Source organism: Methylomicrobium sp. Wu6 (genome assembly GCF_035916875.1).
GTDB lineage: Bacteria > Pseudomonadota > Gammaproteobacteria > Methylococcales > Methylomonadaceae > Methylomicrobium.
The window spans coordinates 1-17,197 of record NZ_JAXUHN010000088.1 but is presented as its reverse complement, the minus strand read 5'-3'; the positions used below and the strand labels follow the sequence as shown (position 1 = coordinate 17,197).

The following is a 17,197-nucleotide window of genomic DNA, read 5'->3' as shown; positions in this document are numbered from 1 at the left end:
GCTCAGTTTTCTTCAGGTCGGGTCAACAGGCCCACATTCGGCACGCCGCTGTTTTTCAGGCCGGCCATCATCGTGACCACCGTGCCGTAATCGACGTCCTTGTCGGCTTCGATCAGCACTTGCGTTTCGGGCTTTTCGGCCAATACCGCCGACACCTTGCCGTCGATTTCTTCGGGTTCGATTGGCTCCTGGTCTTTTTCGCAGCAGGTGATGAGGTACTTGTAGCTGTCGTCGGCTTCTTTATGGATCGTCAAAACCAGCGGCGGATCGTTCTTGGGCTCGACGACCGCCGATTCGGCTTCCGGAAGATCGACCTTGACGCCGGTCTGCAACAAAGGCGTCGTGATCATGAAAATGATCAGCAATACCAGGGTGACGTCGATATAGGGTACGACGTTGATCTCGCCCATCGGCTTTCTGCGCCGGCCTTTTCGTTGTCTGCTCATTTTTGGTGCGCCTGTCTTTGCAGTAATACGACGAATTCTTCGACGAACAATTCGTAGCGGCCGATCAGACGGTCCAGGTTCGTCGAGAAACGGTTATAGGCGATAACGGCCGGAATCGCGGCGAACAGGCCGATCGCGGTCGCGATCAAGGCCTCGGCGATACCCGGCGCGACTTGCGCCAGGGTGGCCTGTTTGACATTGCCGAGCGAGCGGAATGAGTTCATGATGCCCCAGACCGTGCCGAACAGACCGACATAGGGGCTGGTCGAGCCGACCGTGGCCAGGAAGGGCAGATGTTCGTCGAGACGATCGATTTCGCGCGACAATTCGATCCGCATTGCCCGTTGCGCGCTTTCGACCTGGACCAAGGGTTCGACATTGCCGGCCTGGCGCATCCGGGAGAATTCCTTGTAGCCGGCCAGGAAGATTTTTTCGATGCCTTCGGGCTCGAAGCCTTTCGCGGTCAGTTTGCGGTACAGTTCCGCCAGCGCGACGCCGGACCAGAATTCGGCCTCGAATTCGTCGGTGATCTTGATTGCGCGGTTGAGTTCCTTGCGCTTCGAAAAGATGAACGTCCAGGAGGCGAGCGAGGCCGAGACCAAAAGCGCCATCACGAACTGGACGACAACGCTGGCTTCCTTAATCAGATGGAGTATCGATAAATCAGTGTTCATGCTTGAGTGGTTCTAACAAATGTTGAGGAATCGCTTTCGGAGTCATCGTGCCGGCATCGAGACAGGCAATGCGGATGATCCCTTTACATAAAACATCGTCGCCGCGCGTGATCTCTTGCGCGAAGACCAGGCTGGCTTTTTTCGCTTCGATGACCTGGGCGCTGGCGGTTAAAAGTTCGTTGAAGCGGGCCGGCTTCAGGTAATCGACCTGCACCGAACGCACGACAAAAATCACGCCGTAATCGGCGATCAAGGCGTCCTGTTCATGGCCCAGCGCGCGCAGCATTTCGGTGCGGGCGCGCTCGAAAAATTTCAGATAATTCGCGTAAAACACCACGCCGCCGGCGTCGGTGTCTTCGTAATACACCCGGATCGGCCAGGTGAACATATCGATCGGTTGCTCGCTTTGCACCATGATAAGGTTAAATTTTATGGATTCAAGCCTAATTTATCGAGGCTATTCGAACAAATCCAGCGAAACGCCAGCCGACTGGGGCGGCTTCAGCCCGAAATGCAGATAGGCATTCGGCGTCACGACCCGGCCTCTCGGCGTGCGCATGATGAAGCCCTGTTGCAGCAGATACGGCTCAAGCACGTCCTCTATCGTGCCGCGTTCCTCGCTGATCGCGGCGGACAAGGTATCGAGGCCGACCGGGCCGCCGGCAAAGTTTTCTATCATTGTCAGAAGCAATTTCCGGTCCAAGGCGTCGAAGCCATTATGATCCACTTTCAACATGTCTAGAGCCTGAACGGAAATCTGTTCGGACACGATGCCGCCGCCCTTGACCTCGGCGAAATCGCGCACCCGGCGCAGTAATCGGTTCGCGATGCGGGGCGTGCCGCGCGCGCGTTTGGCGATTTCCTCGGCGCCTTTCTGCTCGATCAGGATGTTCAGCATATGGGCCGAGCGGGTGACGATCTGGGACAGCTCGGCGACCGTATAAAATTCGAGCCGCTGCACGATGCCGAAGCGGTCGCGGAGCGGCGAGGTCAAAAGCCCCGCTCGCGTCGTCGCGCCGACCAGCGTGAACGGCGGCAAATCCAGCTTGATCGAGCGCGCGGCCGGGCCTTCGCCGATCATGATGTCGAGTTGGTAGTCTTCCATCGCCGGATACAAGATTTCCTCGACCGCGGGGCTCAAGCGGTGGATTTCGTCGATGAACAACACATCGTGCGCTTCCAAATTGGTCAGCATCGCGGCCAGATCGCCGGCCTTTTCGAGCACGGGCCCCGAAGTCTGGCGGATATTCACCGACATTTCGGCCGCGATGATGTTCGCCAAGGTCGTCTTGCCGAGGCCGGGTGGGCCGAAAATCAATACATGGTCGAGCGCTTCCCGGCGCGCGGTGGCGGCCTGGATGAAGATGTCCATCTGCGTGCGCAGTTCTTCCTGGCCGATATAGTCGGCCAGTTTTTTCGGCCGGATCGCGCGGTCCTGACGCTCTTCATCGAGCCGGCTGTGCGGAGTGATCAGGCGGTCTTTTTCGATCATCGCGCCGCGCCCTGCAAGGCCAGCCGGATGATGTCCTCACAGCGTTTGTCTTCGCCGGCGATGTTCTGCACCATTTTAGCTGCATCCTGCGGTTTGTAGCCCAACGCACAGAGCGCGCTGATCGCTTCCTGCTTCGGCGTATTCGTCACCGGGCTCTGGTTTAGACTGACGACCGGCGCGTCGCCGCCGCCGAACTCGGGCAGACGGTCGCGCATTTCGATGATCAGGCGTTCGGCTGTTTTTTTGCCGACGCCGGGCAGGCGGACCAGGGTTTGCGTATCATTGTCCTGGATCGCGCGCTGAAATTGCTCCGCGGTCAGTCCAGACAGCAAGGTCAAAGCCAGTTTCGGGCCGACGCCGCTGACCTTGATCAGGTTCCTGAACAGGGCGCGATCGGCTTCGGTCGAAAAACCGAACAGAATCTGCGCATCCTCGCGCACGACCAGGTGCGTATGCAGCTTTACTTCCGTACCGACGGCAGGCAGGTTGTAAAACGTGGTCATCGGCGCCTCGATCTCATAGCCAACCCCATGCACGTCGAGCAGCAACAGGGGAGGGGCCTTATGGGCCAGAATGCCGCGCAGAAAACCGATCATCGAGCCAGGCTCCGGTCGATCCTGAGCGCGGTCTGCCGATAGTGCGAATGGCACAGGCACAGCCCCAGCGCGTCGCTGGCGTCGATTTGCAGTTCGCCCTGTATGCCGAGCAGGATTTTGACCATATGTTGCACCTGTGCTTTTTCCGCATTGCCCTTGCCGACCAAGGCCTGCTTGACTTGCCGGGCCGCGTATTCGAAGACCGGCAGGCCCGCGGTCTGCACCGCGCAAATCGCCGCGCCGCGCGCCTGGCCGAGCTTCAGCGCCGAATCGGCGTTTTTATGCATGAATACCTGCTCGATCGCCATCTGTTCGGGGTGGTAAAGATCGACGATTTCGCGTACCGAATCGAAAATCTGTTTCAGCCGGTCCGGAAAATAATCGGCCTTGACCCTGATGCTGCCGCTGGCTATGTAGCGGCAGCCTTTCGGTCCCTGTTCGATGATGCCGTAACCAGTCACGCGCGAGCCGGGATCGATGCCGAGTATCCGGGTTGTCTGACTATCCGAATGAATTTGATCCAATGCCGGTTAGCCTGCGAACTGCGCGATGATGTCTTCGCTGATGTCCGCATTCGAATACACGTTCTGCACATCGTCGAGATCTTCCAGGCGGTCTATTAGGCGCAGCATTTTCTCTGCATCATCCGCGTCGAGTTCGGTGTTGGTCGAAGCCTGCATCGTGACTTCGGCATTATCGGGTTCGAAGCCCGCCGCGATCAGCGCCGCTTTGACGGCCAGATACTCTTCGGGCGCGGTCATCACGTCGATCGAGCCGTCGTCATTCGTGATCACGTCGTTCGCGCCGGCCTCCAAAGCGGCTTCGATCAGCGCGTCTTCATCGATGCCTTCCGCATAGCTGATGATGCCGGTTTTGGTGAACAGATAGGCGACCGAACCGTCGGTGCCGAGATTGCCTCCCGCCTTGGTGAACGCGTGGCGCACGTCGCTGACCGTGCGGTTGCGGTTGTCGGTCAGGCATTCGACCATTACCGCCGTGCCGCCGGGTCCGTAGCCTTCGTAGCGCACTTCTTCATAGTTCACGCCTTCCAGCGCGCCGGAGGCTTTTTTGATCGCATTGTCGATCGTGTCGCGGCGCATGTTCGATCCGAGCGCCTTGTCGATTGCGGTGCGCAAGGTCGGGTTAGTGCCTGCATCGGGGCCGCCGGATTTAACCGCGACGGTGATTTCGCGCAGCAGTTTGGTGAAGATTTTACCGCGTTTGGCGTCCTGTCCGGCCTTGCGGTGCTTGATGTTAGCCCATTTACTGTGTCCAGCCATTATCTTTCTCTAATAACGTATTTCTTAAATAAACAACAATCGTAGGGTACGCATCGCGTACCTTTTTGAGCCTTTTAGACTCGGCAGACTTGTTTTGTTAATGTACGCTATGCGTACCCTACAAGACTGCCTCAGAGTTACTTGATGAAGGTGCTGCGATCAAGTGGAAAGAAAAAGTCTCAAAGTTGTCGCGTGGCTTGAGTTTCAAATCCCGGCGAATGGCAAGCCCGGTAGGTCGGGCGCGCTTTTTATGCCCGACATTTCCAATGCTTGAAGGGTGGGCATGGTGTCGGATCGTCGCAATATCCTGAAGCATGATCGCCACAATGAACGTCGGGCAACGATGAAGCTGTTGCCCGACCAGGGCTGCTCAACGACCACCGAGTAATCGGTCATACTCGCTGTGGTGACCAATCCAAAACCACACAATATCCTGACCATCTTCGATGGCAACAGCTCGGTAGTGAATACCCACTCGAACAGACCAAAATCTTCCAACTTTCTTGAAATGAAGCGAAGGGTGGGAGGGATCACGTTTGAGTATTTTATAATTTTCATCGGCAAGCCGCTGGATATTCTCAGGCAGTACCGCATAAAACCGCCAGAATTTAGGGTTGGCGCGATGTCTCATAGGTCAGTACAGCGGCCTTCACGAAGATCGCGCAATGCTTCCTCAGCGAAGGCATCAAGACGGCCTGCCGCAATATCTTCCTCCAATTGTTTGTCCCAAACCTCAGCGTCGAATTCTTGAAACCAATCCCGAAAGGCGGAAAGGTCTTCGCGGGAAAGCTTGGATACAGCCACTTCAATCTCAGAAATCACAGTCATTACTCGTTACCTTTTGATATGGGTTGGTCCTATCGGGCAATAGCAAAGTAGCCCGGCAGGTCGGGCACACTATTTGTTCCGACTTTTTCAATGCCTGAATGAAGGGTGGGCATGGTGTCGGATCGTCGCAATATCCTGAAGCATGATCGCCACAATGAACGTCGGGCAACGATGAAGCTGTTGCCCGACCTACACGGCTATGAATTGTGTTTTATTCAGATTCATTAACATAATTATCGAGGTATTCACTAACCGCCTGCTTCCAAATTGACAAATCAGAAAATGGAGGTCTTGAAGGATGATTAGGCCAAATTACTAAACGTATAGGATGGCTCTTTGCGTTTCTTACTGACCATTCTCTAAAGTAGTAACTTCTTTGAATGTATCCGTTGAATCCAAAGGTGTTGGTTGGTTTTTTCCAGTCTACTCGCAACCCTGATTCATTCCACCACTTTGATATATCATCATCTTTTAATATGCCATTTAACCCAAATAAAACTACCAAATCAGGGGAGTGAGTTTCGTTGAGTAAATCTGAAACCCACTTAACATAATCTTTTTCAACATCCTTTATCGTCGCAGAACCTGCCGATCCTGTGCCTAAATTAACGTGCGATGTAAGGGAAAGAGCTTGAATTTCAGTTATTTCGGGATGAAAGCGTTTGAAGAATGAGTGCGATAGGTATCTCAGCTTGATCCAATAATCACGGGCATCTGGATAATAAAAGTGGCTATTTTCCGTTTTTATTGCACGTGGCTCGCTATAACAGTAATCGCTACTTTCTTTGCGCAATTCCTCGGTTTCATAATTGGGTGCATTGCCAGGCGAAACACCAACAAGCACAAGTTTCGGATCAAGACTTGCAGGCATTCCATCAGGCCATACTTTTTCCGGGGTTAATTGTATAAGGTCATTCTTAAGCTTGGCTTCTTCTTCTGGCTTCAGAGACTTAAGAAAGCTGAGATGATCTAGGTAATTCATGGCTATCTTCAAAAGTATATTGTGGCCGACTATAGAATATGCCTCAACACCGATGCCAAACTCGGCCCTTCAACAAAATGATCGGCCAACTCACGCACAACCGGCCGGGCGGCCACGCCGCCGAAGCCGATCACGCTGACACCTTCCTGCTTCGCTTCCATGTCGGTCTTGCCGTCGCCGATCATCAGCAACGGACTATCCGAACGCTTCAAGTCCCGGCAAATCTGCGCCTTGCCGCCGGTCCGGGCCAACGGCGAGGTCTGATCGAAATCCCGATAGCTGCCGTTCGCGTTGAAAAAAATATCGACCGCATGCACGTGATTTTCCGGCACGCCCAGGAAGCCCGCGAGCGGCAGGATTGCCTGACGCAAGCCGCCGCTGACGATATGCACTTCCTTGCCGTGCGCCGTCAGCGCTGAAAATACGTCGGCGGTGCCTTCGACCATCTCGGCGATGTAAAGCCCTGCCAGCCAGTTGATGCCGGCTGCATCCGGGCGGATCAGCGACAGCCGTTTCTCGTAGACCGCTTCGAGCGGCACCTCGCCGTTCATCGCCGCATCGGTCAGCCTGGCCATTTCCGCGCGCATGCCGGCGCGGCCGGCCAGTTCGTCGATGCCTTCGATTCGGCTCAAGGTGCTGTCGCAATCGAAGCAGATGATGCCGAAGCTCATAAGTTGATCTGGGTGACCTGATGTACCGGCGGCACGTCGTGCAGTTGTTTCAGCAAGGCTTCGGAAACCGGCGCGCTGACGCTGATTACCGCCATCGCCTGCTGTTCGCCGTCGGCCACGCCGACCTGCATCCGGGTGATGTTGATGTTCGCATTGCCGAGCACCGCGCTGATCGCGGAGATCACGCCCGGGCGGTCGTCGTGCCGGGTGATCAGCAGAGTGCCTTCAGGCACCGCTTCGATGTCGAAATGGTTAATGGAGATCAACCGCGGATGGTGGCCGCCGAGCAACACGCCGGTCGCGCTGGTGCTGCCGTGCGAGCTGTGGCCGGTCACTTTGATCATCGACACGTAATCTTCGGTTTCGGCGGTTTTCGATTCGATCAGCGAAATGCCCTGGCGCTTGGCGATGTTTTCGGCATTGACCCGGTTGACCGGCGTCGAAAACTGGCCGGCCAATACGCCGACCAGCGCGGCGACAGATACCGGTCGCGCCTCAACTTCGGCGGCGCGGCCGAACAAGGCGACCTCGAGTTTTTCCAGCGGCTCGGTCGCAAGACCGATCACGACCTTGCCTAATTTGGTCGCAAGATTGATGTAGTCGCTGGATTTTTGCAGTTCTTCCGCGGACAGCCGAGGCAGGTTGAGCGCATTGATCGCCTCGCCGGTTTGGAGGAAGGTGACCGCCTGGATGGCGATTTCGACGCTGACCGCGACTTGCGCCTCGGTCGTCGACGCGCCCAGATGCGGCGTGAATACGATGTTGTCGAGTTCGAGCAGGGGCGATCCGACGGGGGGTTCGTTTTCGAATACGTCGAGCGCCGCGCCGGCAATTCTGCCGTTCTTTAACGCCTCATACAGCGAGCCTTCATCGATCAGGCCGCCGCGTGCACAGTTGATGATTCGCGCGCTCTTTTTCATCATGCCGAGCTGCTCGGCGCCGATGATGTTCTTGGTTTTTTCGATCAGCGGGCAGTGCAGGGTCAGATAATCGGCGCGGCTGACCAGGTCGTCGAGACTGACCGATTCGACGCCGAGGTCGGCGAAGATTTCCGGCGCAACAAACGGGTCATAGGCGATCACTTTCATTTTCAGGCCGTGGCCGCGCTGGGCGACGATGCGGCCGATTGTGCCGAAACCGAGAATCGCCAAGGTCTTGTGCGCGACTTCCGCGCCCATCAGCTTGGAGCGCTCCCATTTGCCGGAACGGACCGAACTATCGGCGGTCGGCAGGCGGCGGCTCAGCGACATCATGTGCGCGATCGCCAGTTCGGCGGTCGTGGTCGCGTTCGCGTCCGGGGTGTTCATGACGATCACGCCCATTTCGGTTGCGGCCGGAATGTCGACATTATCGACACCGATGCCGGCGCGGCCGATCAATTTCAGGCGCTTGGCGGCCTGCAACACTTTCGGCGTGACCTTGGTGTCGCTGCGGATCAACAACGCGTCGTAATCCCCGATAATCTCGCACAAGCCGTCCTCGTCGAGTCCGGTCTGGATATGAATCTGGAGGCCGGATTGCTCATTCAGATAATTGATGCCGGCTTCTGATAATTTGTCGGAGATTAGGATTTTCTTCATGGTGCTCTTGGCCGCAGTAAGGCTTGCTAAAAAAGTTCCTATTTTAACAGATATGACTGTATCGCGGTACGATCTTGAAAGAGATTAGGGAAACCGGCAGGACGGCTTTCGCCGGGAATTGTCGGCGCGAAAAGAAAGTTCCGGTTCTGGCATTCTCGCATAAGGTTGGTTGATGTTGAGCATGCCCCCTCTGCCGCCAGTAGCGCTAAATTGAATATTTCCCGTATCGTCAGGTTGCACGGGATCGCTACACCGGAAAAGATCATAGGGGTTGCCGCGATACCCGGATCGCTCCGGTTCATGCCTGCATTCGATATCTCCATGGGTCCGCTTTTTCAGGGAGGCAATTTTCGATTTATGCAATCACGCCGGTTTGCGAAGTGCTCTGCAGAGTTTAAAAAATTCAACCTGTGTTCCTTGACAAAATAATGGCCCTAACCTTTACTTTTTGAAAACAAGTTTCAGTTCGGAAAAGGTCTTGTTGCATAAATCAGCAATCGGTTGATTTGCAGATCCGAATTTTCTTTTACTTTAGCCACAGGAAGTCTTTAATGAAAAAAATCCAGTTATTATTCTTGATACTGCCTTTGGTATTTGTCAGCAAAAGTTATGCTTTTGGTTTTGGAGCAAAACCTAATTCCAATACGGTTCCCGCTGTTCCAAGACCTAAGGCTTTCAATGATAATGTGTATATCGTTGCTAATAATCAAGTTCCCGGAAATACAGTCCTAGATGGAAATGTTACTGAAAATGATTTTAATGGTAGTTTTGTGGAGTTGGTTAGCAGCCCTTCAAGCAAATATGGTTACTTGCTATTAACTGCTAAGGGAGACTTTAAATATAATTTATTTGATAATGCGCCTGAAATTTCAGCCTTGAAAGCAGGGGACATCCTTAAAGATAGTTTTTATTATCGTTACATAAATCAACAAGGCATGGCATCCAAAGCTAAGTTGATAATCAATATCATCGGCGATCCTCTCGATGAACTCGGTAATACCATATTAGATATTAATCCTTCCAGTGATAATTATGACAATGTCGATATTGAATTCAACGATGTTTCATCAAATGCTACTCAGGTAAACTCAGGAAGAAACATAGAAGGATCTCTTTATTCTTCTCTTGACAAAGATTGGTTTTCCTTATCCAGTGCAGGGAATGAAATCATTAGTATTGAGTTATGCCCGGTGGGTAGTGTTTGTTACAATAAAAAAAATTGGGTTGTCTATATTTTTGACAGCCAAAAACTAACTAAGGATATGGAGTCGTCAACGATTCCGTTACAAAAATGGATTAATGACGGCAGCACTAAAGATGTGAACGGGAATTCTTACCCGCTTGTTGTTGGGCAAGCAAATCACATGTATCTTTTATATCGTGAAGGAATATACGATGGTGCTTTAGTCGGGGTTATTGATCCTTGCTTTGGTTCTAGTGGAGACATCTCAAGTACGTCTTCCTCTTCTAAAAATTCGGTTAACATTGGCGTCGGTCCCGGTGCGAGAAATTATTTTATCGCTGTCTCTTCGCCATTGCTGGGGGATGGTAGTGATTCGGTTTGCGGTGCAGGGAGCGTTAAGTTGACTAAGCCGGATAAAAAGGTGGAAGTGAGCAAACAGGGGACGGACGGTAATTCGACAACAAGCCTCGAAGATACTACGAGAGAGTTCATCTCTGCCTTCCCATATAGCGATGACCAATATGCCATTAAGATAACGGGGACTGGACGTAAACCTCTGTAACAGGCTGTGGAAGTTTGCCCGTTCCTCTTCGGCTTTTGCCCTTTCTAGGCGTTTTTTTCTGGCGGAAAGCCTTCTGGCGCTTGAAAAAAAACGCTAGCCATTTTTGCCGCCTCAAAACGCGGGCTGCCAAAGGCGGCCGCCAGTTAATTTTCGCTGCTGAAATCGGACGGCCCCTATTTCGGCTTTCGCGAAAATTGCTGGCGCTCCTGAAATCCGCAAGGTCCGGATATAGCGGTTACCGCGCTTGCCGATGCCTGAATAAACGGCTTTATTACCGCTGTTATGCTGCTTGAGCCGGCCGCATTCCCGGCTCCGCCTGTAACCCTTGCCGTCACCGATATTCGCCGCCACAATGGTGGCCGTCGGCGGCCCGATCCCCGGCACATCGAGAAAATGCCGTCTGTGTTCGTTTTCGACGTAGAGGCGGTTAATCCGGCGATCCTTGCCTTTCGATCTCGCTATCCAGAGGGGTGAGCTTTTCGTATTGCCCTGCAAACAATTCACGGCCCAACTCCATAAACCATTTTCTGCATCCTCCAAAATGCAGGGTAATTCTTTTCTCACCTGGTTGATACCTTGCTTGATGGTAAGGCCTCTTTTGATTTGATTGACGAGGTCGGTGCGTTTATCGTCCAATTTCTGGCGGATGCGATAAGTCAGTTGCTTGTCTTGTTTCTCGACCGTCTTGATCGCCCCTCGCGTTTGTTCGGGCGCGTGACCGCATCATGGGGCGCTTGCTCACCGTTAAAGTCATTCTTATTACCGACCATGGTACTTTTGACATGGCGCGCATTCGATAACACCACGCAATGGCCCGGTTTCATCAATTATCTGGCCCAATGGTGTGCGCCGCCACACGCCTCAATACCAATTGTATTGGCTGGATAATTGGCAAAAAAGCCAATAACTCCGCTCTTTTCGGCTTCCGTTTGACGGACTTTCCCTCCGCGCTCGACATGTACAGATGAAAAAATGTTCTTGGCGATGTCCAAATTAGCTACGTTATGATTCATGCCGGACTCCTCTTTGCTCAGTAAATTATGGTTGGTGCATTATGAAGTCGGTGAAGAGGAGTCCATATGATCATCCTAAAAGGCAGTAATGAGAGTGATAAGGAGATCTTGGAAACGAACAAAATTCGGCCCGATTTCATGTGTTTTTGTTCAATCCTGTTTCGAGCCGATTTGGTATAATCCGATCATTTAGTAACGTTTGCCTGCCGTCTGCGATAACGGCCTGGCGATGAAGGGGGGTGATTGTTCTGGGCTAAATTTATCTTTGCGCTTCCGGTGTTCGCTTTAGCCGTCTGGCTCGCGTGGCTGGCCGTGCCCGGCATGAGCGGAGCGGCGCCGGAGGTCACGTTTACCACGATTACCAACAAGAAAATCGTATTGCGGGAGTGGCGCGGCAAGCCGGCGATCGTGACCTTTTGGGCGACCGATTGCCCGTCGTGCATGCTTGAAATTCCGCATCTGGTTGGTTTGTATCGGCAATTTCATGATCATGGCCTCGAAATGATCGCGGTGGCGATGGCTTACGATCCGCCCAATCATGTGGTTGCAATGACACAGGACAGGCAATTGCCTTATGATGTCGCTTTGGATTTGAATTCGGCGCATGCGCTGGCGTTTGGCGATGTGCAATTTACACCCACGACTTTTTTGATTACCCCCGAAGGCAAGATCGCCGAACGATCGGTAGGCGTTTTTGATTATGAATCCTGGCAAAACCGAATTGCCGCAATGTTGAACGAAGGATGAGCGATGCTCTGGTTAAAAGCGTTTCATTTGATATTCATGGTCACCTGGTTCGCCGGGCTGTTCTATCTGCCGCGCCTGTTCGTCTATCACGCTCTGAGTTCGGACAGCGTCAGCCGCGAACGCTTCAAGATCATGGAACGCAAGCTGTATTACGGCATCATGACGCCAGGCATGCTGTTGACGCTGGTTTTCGGCGTTTGGATGCTGGCCGATTACGCCTGGGACATGTACCGGAGCAGCGGCTGGCTGCATGCTAAATTGGGCTTGCTGGCGTTGTTGGTCGGCTATCATGGCCTATGCGGCAAGTGGCTGTTGGACTTCAAGCATGATCGTAACCGCCATAACCATGTGTATTTTCGCTGGATGAATGAAGTGCCGGTGTTGTTCCTGTTCGGCATCGTGATTCTGGCCGTGGTCAAACCTTTTTAATAGCTATGTTTTTAATTCATGAAACACATCATCACCCTGTCCGGTGACATCGGCAGCGGCAAGTCTTCGGTCGCGGCGGAACTGCAAAAACTGACCGCCTATGACATCATCGGCACCGGCAAGATTCAGCGCGCGATCGCCGAGCGGCGCGGGCTGACGACGCTCGAATTGAACAAGATTTCCGAAACCGACCGCAGCGTCGATGACGAGATCGACAATTACGTGATCGAAATCGGCAAAACCAAGGATGATCTAATCATCGATTCGCGGTTGGCCTGGCATTTCATTCACGCCGCGTTCAAGGTGTATCTGTCGGTCGATGCGCTGATCGGCGCGGAACGCGTGTTTAACGCCGGGCGCAGCGACGAGCACAATCCGTCGCTGGAAGCGACGCTGCAAAACAATCTGAAACGTCAGAGTTCCGAGGACCAACGTTTTTACAAATTGTACGACGTGCATTTTAGGCGCTACGACAATTACGACCTGATCGTCGACACCTCTTATACCGCGCCCGAAGCGATCGCCCGTAAGATCTATGAATGTTTTGAAAAGCGGAACCAGGGTGGGGAGTTTCCGGAGCTTTGGTTGGACCCTCGGCGGTTGTTGCCCACGCAAGACCTGGAGATTGATGTGGGTGGGAATAGCGGTTTCGATTTCGCCGAGCCGATCTCGGTATTTGTGCATGACGGCCTGATCTATATCGCCGACGGCCATCAACAAACGCTGGCCGCGCGCAAGGCCGGCCTCGACCTGATTCCGGCTCGTATATTGACCGAAGATGCAGCGAATTTCAGCGAGCTCGCCGGTGCCGTGTCTCCTTCAATGCGGCAGGCCTGGAAAGCCGCGATGGATGTCGATGTTTAATATGGTTAGGCTCATTAAATTTGATCGGCTCAAGCCGGCCACTTTGCGACGTTCAAAGATTTTAGCGTATGGCTAAAGTAAAACCGCAGCAGTCGTTTAGCACAAAGCGGTCGTCTGGAGCCCCAAGTTATAACTTTAAAACCCCCTATTTTTATGTTTCATAATTTAGAATCCCGCATATATCCAAGATTATTTTTTCCAATTTCTTACTTGATAATGACCTCATAGAGTATTCTTGATTTGATTCTCTGGCGTTTACGCTATTGTTGAAAGTTTCAATTACCTTTTTCTTTGACCATTTTTTAGTAACGAATCCAGGGGATAAAATATATTCTCTCGGTAAATACCAGAATTCACTTCCAGTCGAATCAATAACACGCAGTTTGATTTCACTCCCTGCCAAGCTTAAGGATACGCAAATCTCGGCCAATTGCCTAAGGTTAATTGCCGAATACAATTTTTCGGGTGATACAATAAGTACAGGATACTCTGGTTTCCTGAACATGATTCTAAATTCCACTTCTTCCACAATTCTCTGGCTCCTAGTATTCTGTTCAGCTTACCGTTTTCTTTTTTACACAATCTTATAACGCCACGGATCACAGGTGGCAAACTTGTAGCGCAGCCCGCATAACTCCAACTTGCGATAGCGTAATCGGAGAGATGTTAGCTTGGAAATGTGCGATTACGAAAGCTAATCGCACCTATATTCTGAAGACAGCTTATTTGCCATTTTTGTCATTGCAAATTAAGTCATATTTAGCAGCAACAAGTCGATCTCGCTCATTCAAGCTCGATAGAGCGCTACCGGCCATTACCTGCCCATCGAGTTTGATTTTTGAGTGACCGGTCAAAGCTAAAATCGACCGTTAATACCTAAATTAAGCCGCGCCGCGAAGCGGAGTCAGCTTGAATGAATTGTTAGGCCGCACTCGGGGGAGACATTTCAAATTGCGGGATGTTTGTATCCACACATGTCCAAGGTTGCGCACGGGAAACGAAGATATCAAGCATCGGTTTGAACGTAGTTGGATCATCTAAGGTGGAGAACCGAATGGACATGAAATCTGGAATGGCCTCGCCGCGAGTGAATAGCGGTGTTCCACATGTGCCACAAAACGAGCGAACGGTTTTGCCCCCACTTGTTGCTGTAACTGTGTAGGTGTTTGGTGCGCCTTCTACTTGGGTAGATGCCAACGCAACGATGATGCCGGATGCGAATGGAGCGCCGCTGGAAATTTGGCAATCCTGACAATGGCAGTTCAGCATGGCAATGGGAGCGGCAGTACATGTGTAGCGAATTTTTCCACACGCGCATCCACCAGAAAATGGGATTGTCATGAAGTAAGTCTCCTGTGGCCTAACAAGGAATTAGATAGTTTCCGTATATCTACCGAAAAATAATCGTCGGCACGATAATTTATTGATCTGCATGTGATCTTCCTTTCAGTAAAGCATTCGATGGAGAAATAATGACCGGTAACGACCAGACTGCTGCCATTGAATCAGATCGGGCGATAGTCCGCAACGGGTCGACTTCTGCCAATCAATGTCAGATTGTTTGAGACTAATTTTTGAAGCCGTCAGATCAAGTCCAGAGCTTTATATAATATATCATTCCGCGGATCAAACGGCGTTAGTTGATTAGGCGCTGTTTGAAGACTTACGAATCGAGCACGTAGATGGGTAGAGCGCCAGCGAAACCCATCAATCGTAATCCAAATCATCAGTCTCCACGCCCGCCCACTCCGAAAAACACAAGCCTAATTTGACATATCGATGAAACGACGAATAAGGCGAGTCCGCAGCCTGCCGCACACAACCATGCTTCGCTGGATAAATTGATGGGTTTCGCTGGCGCTCTACCCATCCTACGGCCCTTGTGTGGAAGGCGGCATTCCGCGCTTCAATCGCCGGGTTTCTTCAACATTTTCCGCACTTCGCCCAGATGCATTTCCTCCTGTGCGATCATACGACGCGCATATTCTTCCAGCAGCACGTGATGGCCGCTGACCAGGTCGAGCAGGGTGTTATAGGCCGACAGCGCGAGCATTTCATGATCGAGTGATTCGCGCAGGATGTCGCCGATGTCGTGCCGGTGCGTTTCGAGCAGTGGGCCGATGCCGAGCGACGGATGCGCGTCCAGCAGCGTAATCAGTTCGCCCGCTTCGTTCGCGTGTTGCAGCGATTCGGTGGCCTGTGCTCGCATCCAGCCGACGATCGGTATGCGCCCGTAGCCGACCACCATCAACGCATAATGGGTATAACGCACCACGCCGGCCAATTCGGTTTCCAGAATCTTGTTCAGCACGGTGATGACTTCGTCTTTATCGAATCCGTTGTGAGCCATGGCAGCCTCCCGAGGCAAAATGAATAAAGCCTTACTATATCGGGTTTAGCCGAATTTTGCGACTCCGATCCGGTGTCGGAGTATCCGGCGTTGACTTGTGCGGCGGACACGATTATAACTCTCGAAGTTTCTTGCGATGGTGCGCTCGATGAAGCACTCCCACTATTATGTTTTCGCCGTGCAATTGAAAGATCCCGAGCACATACGCGCGGTATTCGGTTCGGCGGTCGTGCAGGTCGCGCATGCGGATATTACGCGCGGCATCGAGCAGTTTTGCGGGCCGCTGCTGAGCCGTTATCAAGTTGATGGCGAGGTCATTTTGCCGGTGTTCGGCCGCTGGCAGCGCGTTTTTGGGGTAAAAAAAGCGTCGATGCGAACGGACATGCAGGAGCAATTGCCGGTATTAAAGGAAACCGGTGCGGTGATGATGCGCGACTTGCTGATCGCCTGCTTCGGCCAGGCCACCGGAAGTCGTCGGGGCTTCGATTTGATCATTGCCGAAACGGAGAGTACGGATTTTGAAGCGGTCAATCGCGCGGTGGAGCGGGCATTGCGCATGGAGATCGGCACCAGCCAGCTGTCGGCCGCCATTTCGGAGGAGGGCCTAACGCAACTGATCGATGGCGGCAAGCTGCTCAGCTATTTCCAGCCGATTGTCGAACTGCAGAAGGGCAACATCGTCGGCTACGAAGCGCTGACGCGTGGCCCTGTCGATTCGCTGGCGCATTTGGCGGACGATCTGTTCGGCGCCGCCCGTTATTACGGATTGACCGAAGCGCTGGAGTTGGCCTGTCTGCGGCGGGCGATCGCCTGGTTGAAAGTGATTCCGGAACCGCTATGGATTGCGGTCAATCTGGGGCCTGCCTTATTCATGTCGCGCAAGTTCGGTCAATTTATCCGCAGTGCGGACGTCGAGCCCTTGCTGCCGCGCGTGGTGTTCGAATTGACCGAGCATGTGCCGGTCGCTTCGTTGGCTGCACTGCGCGCCGCGGTGACGGCTTTATCTTCTGGCGGTTTGCGCTTGTCGCTCGACGATACCGGTTGCGGTTTCTTCGATTTGACTACGGTCGAAACGATGCGGCCCGAAATGGTGAAGCTATGCATCACGGTGATCAGCAGGATAGACCGCAGCACCGAGGTCGAGCGCGAGATGCGGCGGACCATTGAAGCCGTCGCAACATTGGGCGGCCTGACCTTGGGCGAGGGCGTCGAGAACGCCGATCAGGCCGAAATCCTGAAACGCAGCGGCGCTGCGTTGGCGCAAGGCAATTATTTCGCTTTTCCGAAACCTGCAAGAGAGCTTTTTTCTCAATAATGACAATGGCTTGTTTGTTGCATTTCCGCGGAGCCCCATCTATTCTTCCAGGGACGAATCGCGTCGTCTTAACCAATAATGGGAAATCCCCCGGCTCTGCCGGGGAGACAGCAAAAGTTTGACAATAAGAGGAGTCCATCAGGAAACTGACTACCGTGAACCGCCAAGCACACGATAGAGGAGAA

22 protein-coding genes are annotated in these 17,197 nt (G+C 52.9%); 5 read left to right on the top strand and 17 right to left on the bottom strand.

Annotated elements, in window-relative coordinates; all coding sequences use genetic code 11:
- Window positions 1-2: 2 nt before the first annotated feature.
- From tolR to serA, 12 genes are all read right to left on the bottom strand, one after another.
- Window positions 3-446 (bottom strand): protein TolR, encoded by a 444-nt coding sequence (gene tolR, locus U2W12_RS14920; protein ID WP_326501488.1) that lies wholly within the window; start codon window positions 444-446, stop codon window positions 3-5.
- Complete coding sequence (tolQ, locus tag U2W12_RS14915; RefSeq protein WP_326501487.1) at window positions 443-1,120, bottom strand: protein TolQ; 678 nt, start codon at window positions 1,118-1,120, stop codon at window positions 443-445. The genes tolR and tolQ overlap by 4 nt, the downstream gene beginning before the upstream one ends.
- Window positions 1,110-1,535, bottom strand: coding sequence for a tol-pal system-associated acyl-CoA thioesterase (ybgC, locus tag U2W12_RS14910; protein ID WP_326501486.1), 426 nt, complete (start codon window positions 1,533-1,535; stop codon window positions 1,110-1,112). Before ybgC ends, tolQ begins: the two co-directional genes overlap by 11 nt.
- A 42-nt stretch (window positions 1,536-1,577) precedes the next feature.
- On the bottom strand, window positions 1,578-2,609 hold the full coding sequence (gene ruvB, locus U2W12_RS14905) for a Holliday junction branch migration DNA helicase RuvB (RefSeq protein ID WP_326501557.1): 1,032 nt from the start codon (window positions 2,607-2,609) through the stop codon (window positions 1,578-1,580).
- Window positions 2,609-3,208: a Holliday junction branch migration protein RuvA gene (gene ruvA, locus U2W12_RS14900; RefSeq protein ID WP_326501485.1), complete on the bottom strand. Its 600-nt coding sequence runs from the start codon at window positions 3,206-3,208 to the stop codon at window positions 2,609-2,611. Before ruvA ends, ruvB begins: the two co-directional genes overlap by 1 nt.
- Window positions 3,205-3,732, bottom strand: a complete 528-nt coding sequence (gene ruvC / locus U2W12_RS14895; protein WP_326501484.1) for a crossover junction endodeoxyribonuclease RuvC — start codon at window positions 3,730-3,732, stop codon at window positions 3,205-3,207. The genes ruvA and ruvC overlap by 4 nt, the downstream gene beginning before the upstream one ends.
- 6 nt (window positions 3,733-3,738) lie before the next feature.
- Window positions 3,739-4,488: a YebC/PmpR family DNA-binding transcriptional regulator gene (locus U2W12_RS14890; RefSeq protein WP_326501483.1), complete on the bottom strand. Its 750-nt coding sequence runs from the start codon at window positions 4,486-4,488 to the stop codon at window positions 3,739-3,741.
- Between the two features lie 370 nt (window positions 4,489-4,858).
- Complete coding sequence (locus U2W12_RS14885; RefSeq protein ID WP_326501482.1) at window positions 4,859-5,119, bottom strand: hypothetical protein; 261 nt, start codon at window positions 5,117-5,119, stop codon at window positions 4,859-4,861.
- Window positions 5,116-5,316, bottom strand: a complete 201-nt coding sequence (locus U2W12_RS14880) for a hypothetical protein (RefSeq protein WP_326501481.1) — start codon at window positions 5,314-5,316, stop codon at window positions 5,116-5,118. Before U2W12_RS14880 ends, U2W12_RS14885 begins: the two co-directional genes overlap by 4 nt.
- A 211-nt stretch (window positions 5,317-5,527) precedes the next feature.
- Window positions 5,528-6,298, bottom strand: a complete 771-nt coding sequence (locus U2W12_RS14875) for a hypothetical protein (RefSeq protein WP_326501480.1) — start codon at window positions 6,296-6,298, stop codon at window positions 5,528-5,530.
- A 29-nt stretch (window positions 6,299-6,327) separates the two neighbouring features.
- A complete protein-coding gene (locus tag U2W12_RS14870) occupies window positions 6,328-6,969 on the bottom strand; it encodes an HAD-IB family phosphatase (protein WP_326501479.1) in 642 nt (213 codons plus the stop codon).
- Window positions 6,966-8,549, bottom strand: coding sequence for a phosphoglycerate dehydrogenase (gene serA / locus U2W12_RS14865; RefSeq protein ID WP_326501478.1), 1,584 nt, complete (start codon window positions 8,547-8,549; stop codon window positions 6,966-6,968). Before serA ends, U2W12_RS14870 begins: the two co-directional genes overlap by 4 nt.
- Before the next feature lie 551 nt (window positions 8,550-9,100).
- On the opposite strand from serA, the gene U2W12_RS14860 reads away from it, so the two are divergent.
- On the top strand, window positions 9,101-10,294 hold the full coding sequence (locus U2W12_RS14860; RefSeq protein WP_326501477.1) for a VCBS domain-containing protein: 1,194 nt from the start codon (window positions 9,101-9,103) through the stop codon (window positions 10,292-10,294).
- A 111-nt stretch (window positions 10,295-10,405) separates the two neighbouring features.
- Here U2W12_RS14860 and U2W12_RS14855 read toward each other — a convergent pair whose 3' ends face one another.
- On the bottom strand, window positions 10,406-10,798 hold the full coding sequence (locus U2W12_RS14855) for a transposase (protein ID WP_326501476.1): 393 nt from the start codon (window positions 10,796-10,798) through the stop codon (window positions 10,406-10,408).
- Window positions 10,799-11,121: 323 nt separating this feature from the next.
- Window positions 11,122-11,307 carry a hypothetical protein gene (locus U2W12_RS14850; RefSeq protein ID WP_326501475.1) on the bottom strand — a complete coding sequence of 62 codons (186 nt, stop codon included), beginning with the start codon at window positions 11,305-11,307 and terminating at the stop codon, window positions 11,122-11,124.
- A 243-nt stretch (window positions 11,308-11,550) separates the two neighbouring features.
- On the opposite strand from U2W12_RS14850, the gene U2W12_RS14845 reads away from it, so the two are divergent.
- Genes U2W12_RS14845 through U2W12_RS14835 form a run of 3 tightly spaced genes read left to right on the top strand, consistent with a single transcriptional unit; the run spans window position 11,551 to window position 13,347 of the window.
- Window positions 11,551-12,054 carry a TlpA disulfide reductase family protein gene (locus U2W12_RS14845; RefSeq protein ID WP_326501474.1) on the top strand — a complete coding sequence of 168 codons (504 nt, stop codon included), beginning with the start codon at window positions 11,551-11,553 and terminating at the stop codon, window positions 12,052-12,054.
- A gap of 3 nt (window positions 12,055-12,057) precedes the next feature.
- A complete protein-coding gene (gene hemJ / locus U2W12_RS14840; RefSeq protein ID WP_326501473.1) occupies window positions 12,058-12,483 on the top strand; it encodes a protoporphyrinogen oxidase HemJ in 426 nt (141 codons plus the stop codon).
- 18 nt (window positions 12,484-12,501) lie between these two features.
- Window positions 12,502-13,347: an AAA family ATPase gene (locus U2W12_RS14835; RefSeq protein WP_326501472.1), complete on the top strand. Its 846-nt coding sequence runs from the start codon at window positions 12,502-12,504 to the stop codon at window positions 13,345-13,347.
- Window positions 13,348-13,498: 151 nt separating this feature from the next.
- Here the strand turns inward: U2W12_RS14835 and U2W12_RS14830 are convergent, their stop codons facing one another.
- From U2W12_RS14830 to U2W12_RS14820, 3 genes are all read right to left on the bottom strand, one after another.
- Window positions 13,499-13,876 (bottom strand): hypothetical protein, encoded by a 378-nt coding sequence (locus tag U2W12_RS14830; protein WP_326501471.1) that lies wholly within the window; start codon window positions 13,874-13,876, stop codon window positions 13,499-13,501.
- A gap of 392 nt (window positions 13,877-14,268) precedes the next feature.
- Window positions 14,269-14,688, bottom strand: coding sequence for a GFA family protein (locus U2W12_RS14825; RefSeq protein ID WP_326501470.1), 420 nt, complete (start codon window positions 14,686-14,688; stop codon window positions 14,269-14,271).
- A 565-nt stretch (window positions 14,689-15,253) separates the two neighbouring features.
- A complete protein-coding gene (locus U2W12_RS14820) occupies window positions 15,254-15,697 on the bottom strand; it encodes a ferritin-like domain-containing protein (protein WP_326501469.1) in 444 nt (147 codons plus the stop codon).
- Between the two features lie 148 nt (window positions 15,698-15,845).
- Between U2W12_RS14820 and U2W12_RS14815 the strand changes: the two genes are divergently transcribed.
- A complete protein-coding gene (locus U2W12_RS14815; RefSeq protein ID WP_326501468.1) occupies window positions 15,846-17,012 on the top strand; it encodes an EAL domain-containing protein in 1,167 nt (388 codons plus the stop codon).
- Window positions 17,013-17,197: the final 185 nt, after the last annotated feature.

Coding starts and splice junctions, on each gene's coding strand:
- tolR (WP_326501488.1), bottom strand. CDS start 446: ATGAGCAGACAACGAAAAGGCCGGCGCAGAAAGCCGATGGGCGAGATC.
- tolQ (WP_326501487.1), bottom strand. CDS start 1,120: ATGAACACTGATTTATCGATACTCCATCTGATTAAGGAAGCCAGCGTT.
- ybgC (WP_326501486.1), bottom strand. CDS start 1,535: ATGGTGCAAAGCGAGCAACCGATCGATATGTTCACCTGGCCGATCCGG.
- ruvA (WP_326501485.1), bottom strand. CDS start 3,208: ATGATCGGTTTTCTGCGCGGCATTCTGGCCCATAAGGCCCCTCCCCTG.
- U2W12_RS14890 (WP_326501483.1), bottom strand. CDS start 4,488: ATGGCTGGACACAGTAAATGGGCTAACATCAAGCACCGCAAGGCCGGA.
- U2W12_RS14885 (WP_326501482.1), bottom strand. CDS start 5,119: ATGAGACATCGCGCCAACCCTAAATTCTGGCGGTTTTATGCGGTACTG.
- U2W12_RS14880 (WP_326501481.1), bottom strand. CDS start 5,316: ATGACTGTGATTTCTGAGATTGAAGTGGCTGTATCCAAGCTTTCCCGC.
- U2W12_RS14875 (WP_326501480.1), bottom strand. CDS start 6,298: ATGAATTACCTAGATCATCTCAGCTTTCTTAAGTCTCTGAAGCCAGAA.
- U2W12_RS14870 (WP_326501479.1), bottom strand. CDS start 6,969: ATGAGCTTCGGCATCATCTGCTTCGATTGCGACAGCACCTTGAGCCGA.
- serA (WP_326501478.1), bottom strand. CDS start 8,549: ATGAAGAAAATCCTAATCTCCGACAAATTATCAGAAGCCGGCATCAAT.
- U2W12_RS14860 (WP_326501477.1), top strand. CDS start 9,101: ATGAAAAAAATCCAGTTATTATTCTTGATACTGCCTTTGGTATTTGTC.
- U2W12_RS14850 (WP_326501475.1), bottom strand. CDS start 11,307: ATGAATCATAACGTAGCTAATTTGGACATCGCCAAGAACATTTTTTCA.
- hemJ (WP_326501473.1), top strand. CDS start 12,058: ATGCTCTGGTTAAAAGCGTTTCATTTGATATTCATGGTCACCTGGTTC.
- U2W12_RS14835 (WP_326501472.1), top strand. CDS start 12,502: ATGAAACACATCATCACCCTGTCCGGTGACATCGGCAGCGGCAAGTCT.
- U2W12_RS14825 (WP_326501470.1), bottom strand. CDS start 14,688: ATGACAATCCCATTTTCTGGTGGATGCGCGTGTGGAAAAATTCGCTAC.
- U2W12_RS14820 (WP_326501469.1), bottom strand. CDS start 15,697: ATGGCTCACAACGGATTCGATAAAGACGAAGTCATCACCGTGCTGAAC.
- U2W12_RS14815 (WP_326501468.1), top strand. CDS start 15,846: ATGAAGCACTCCCACTATTATGTTTTCGCCGTGCAATTGAAAGATCCC.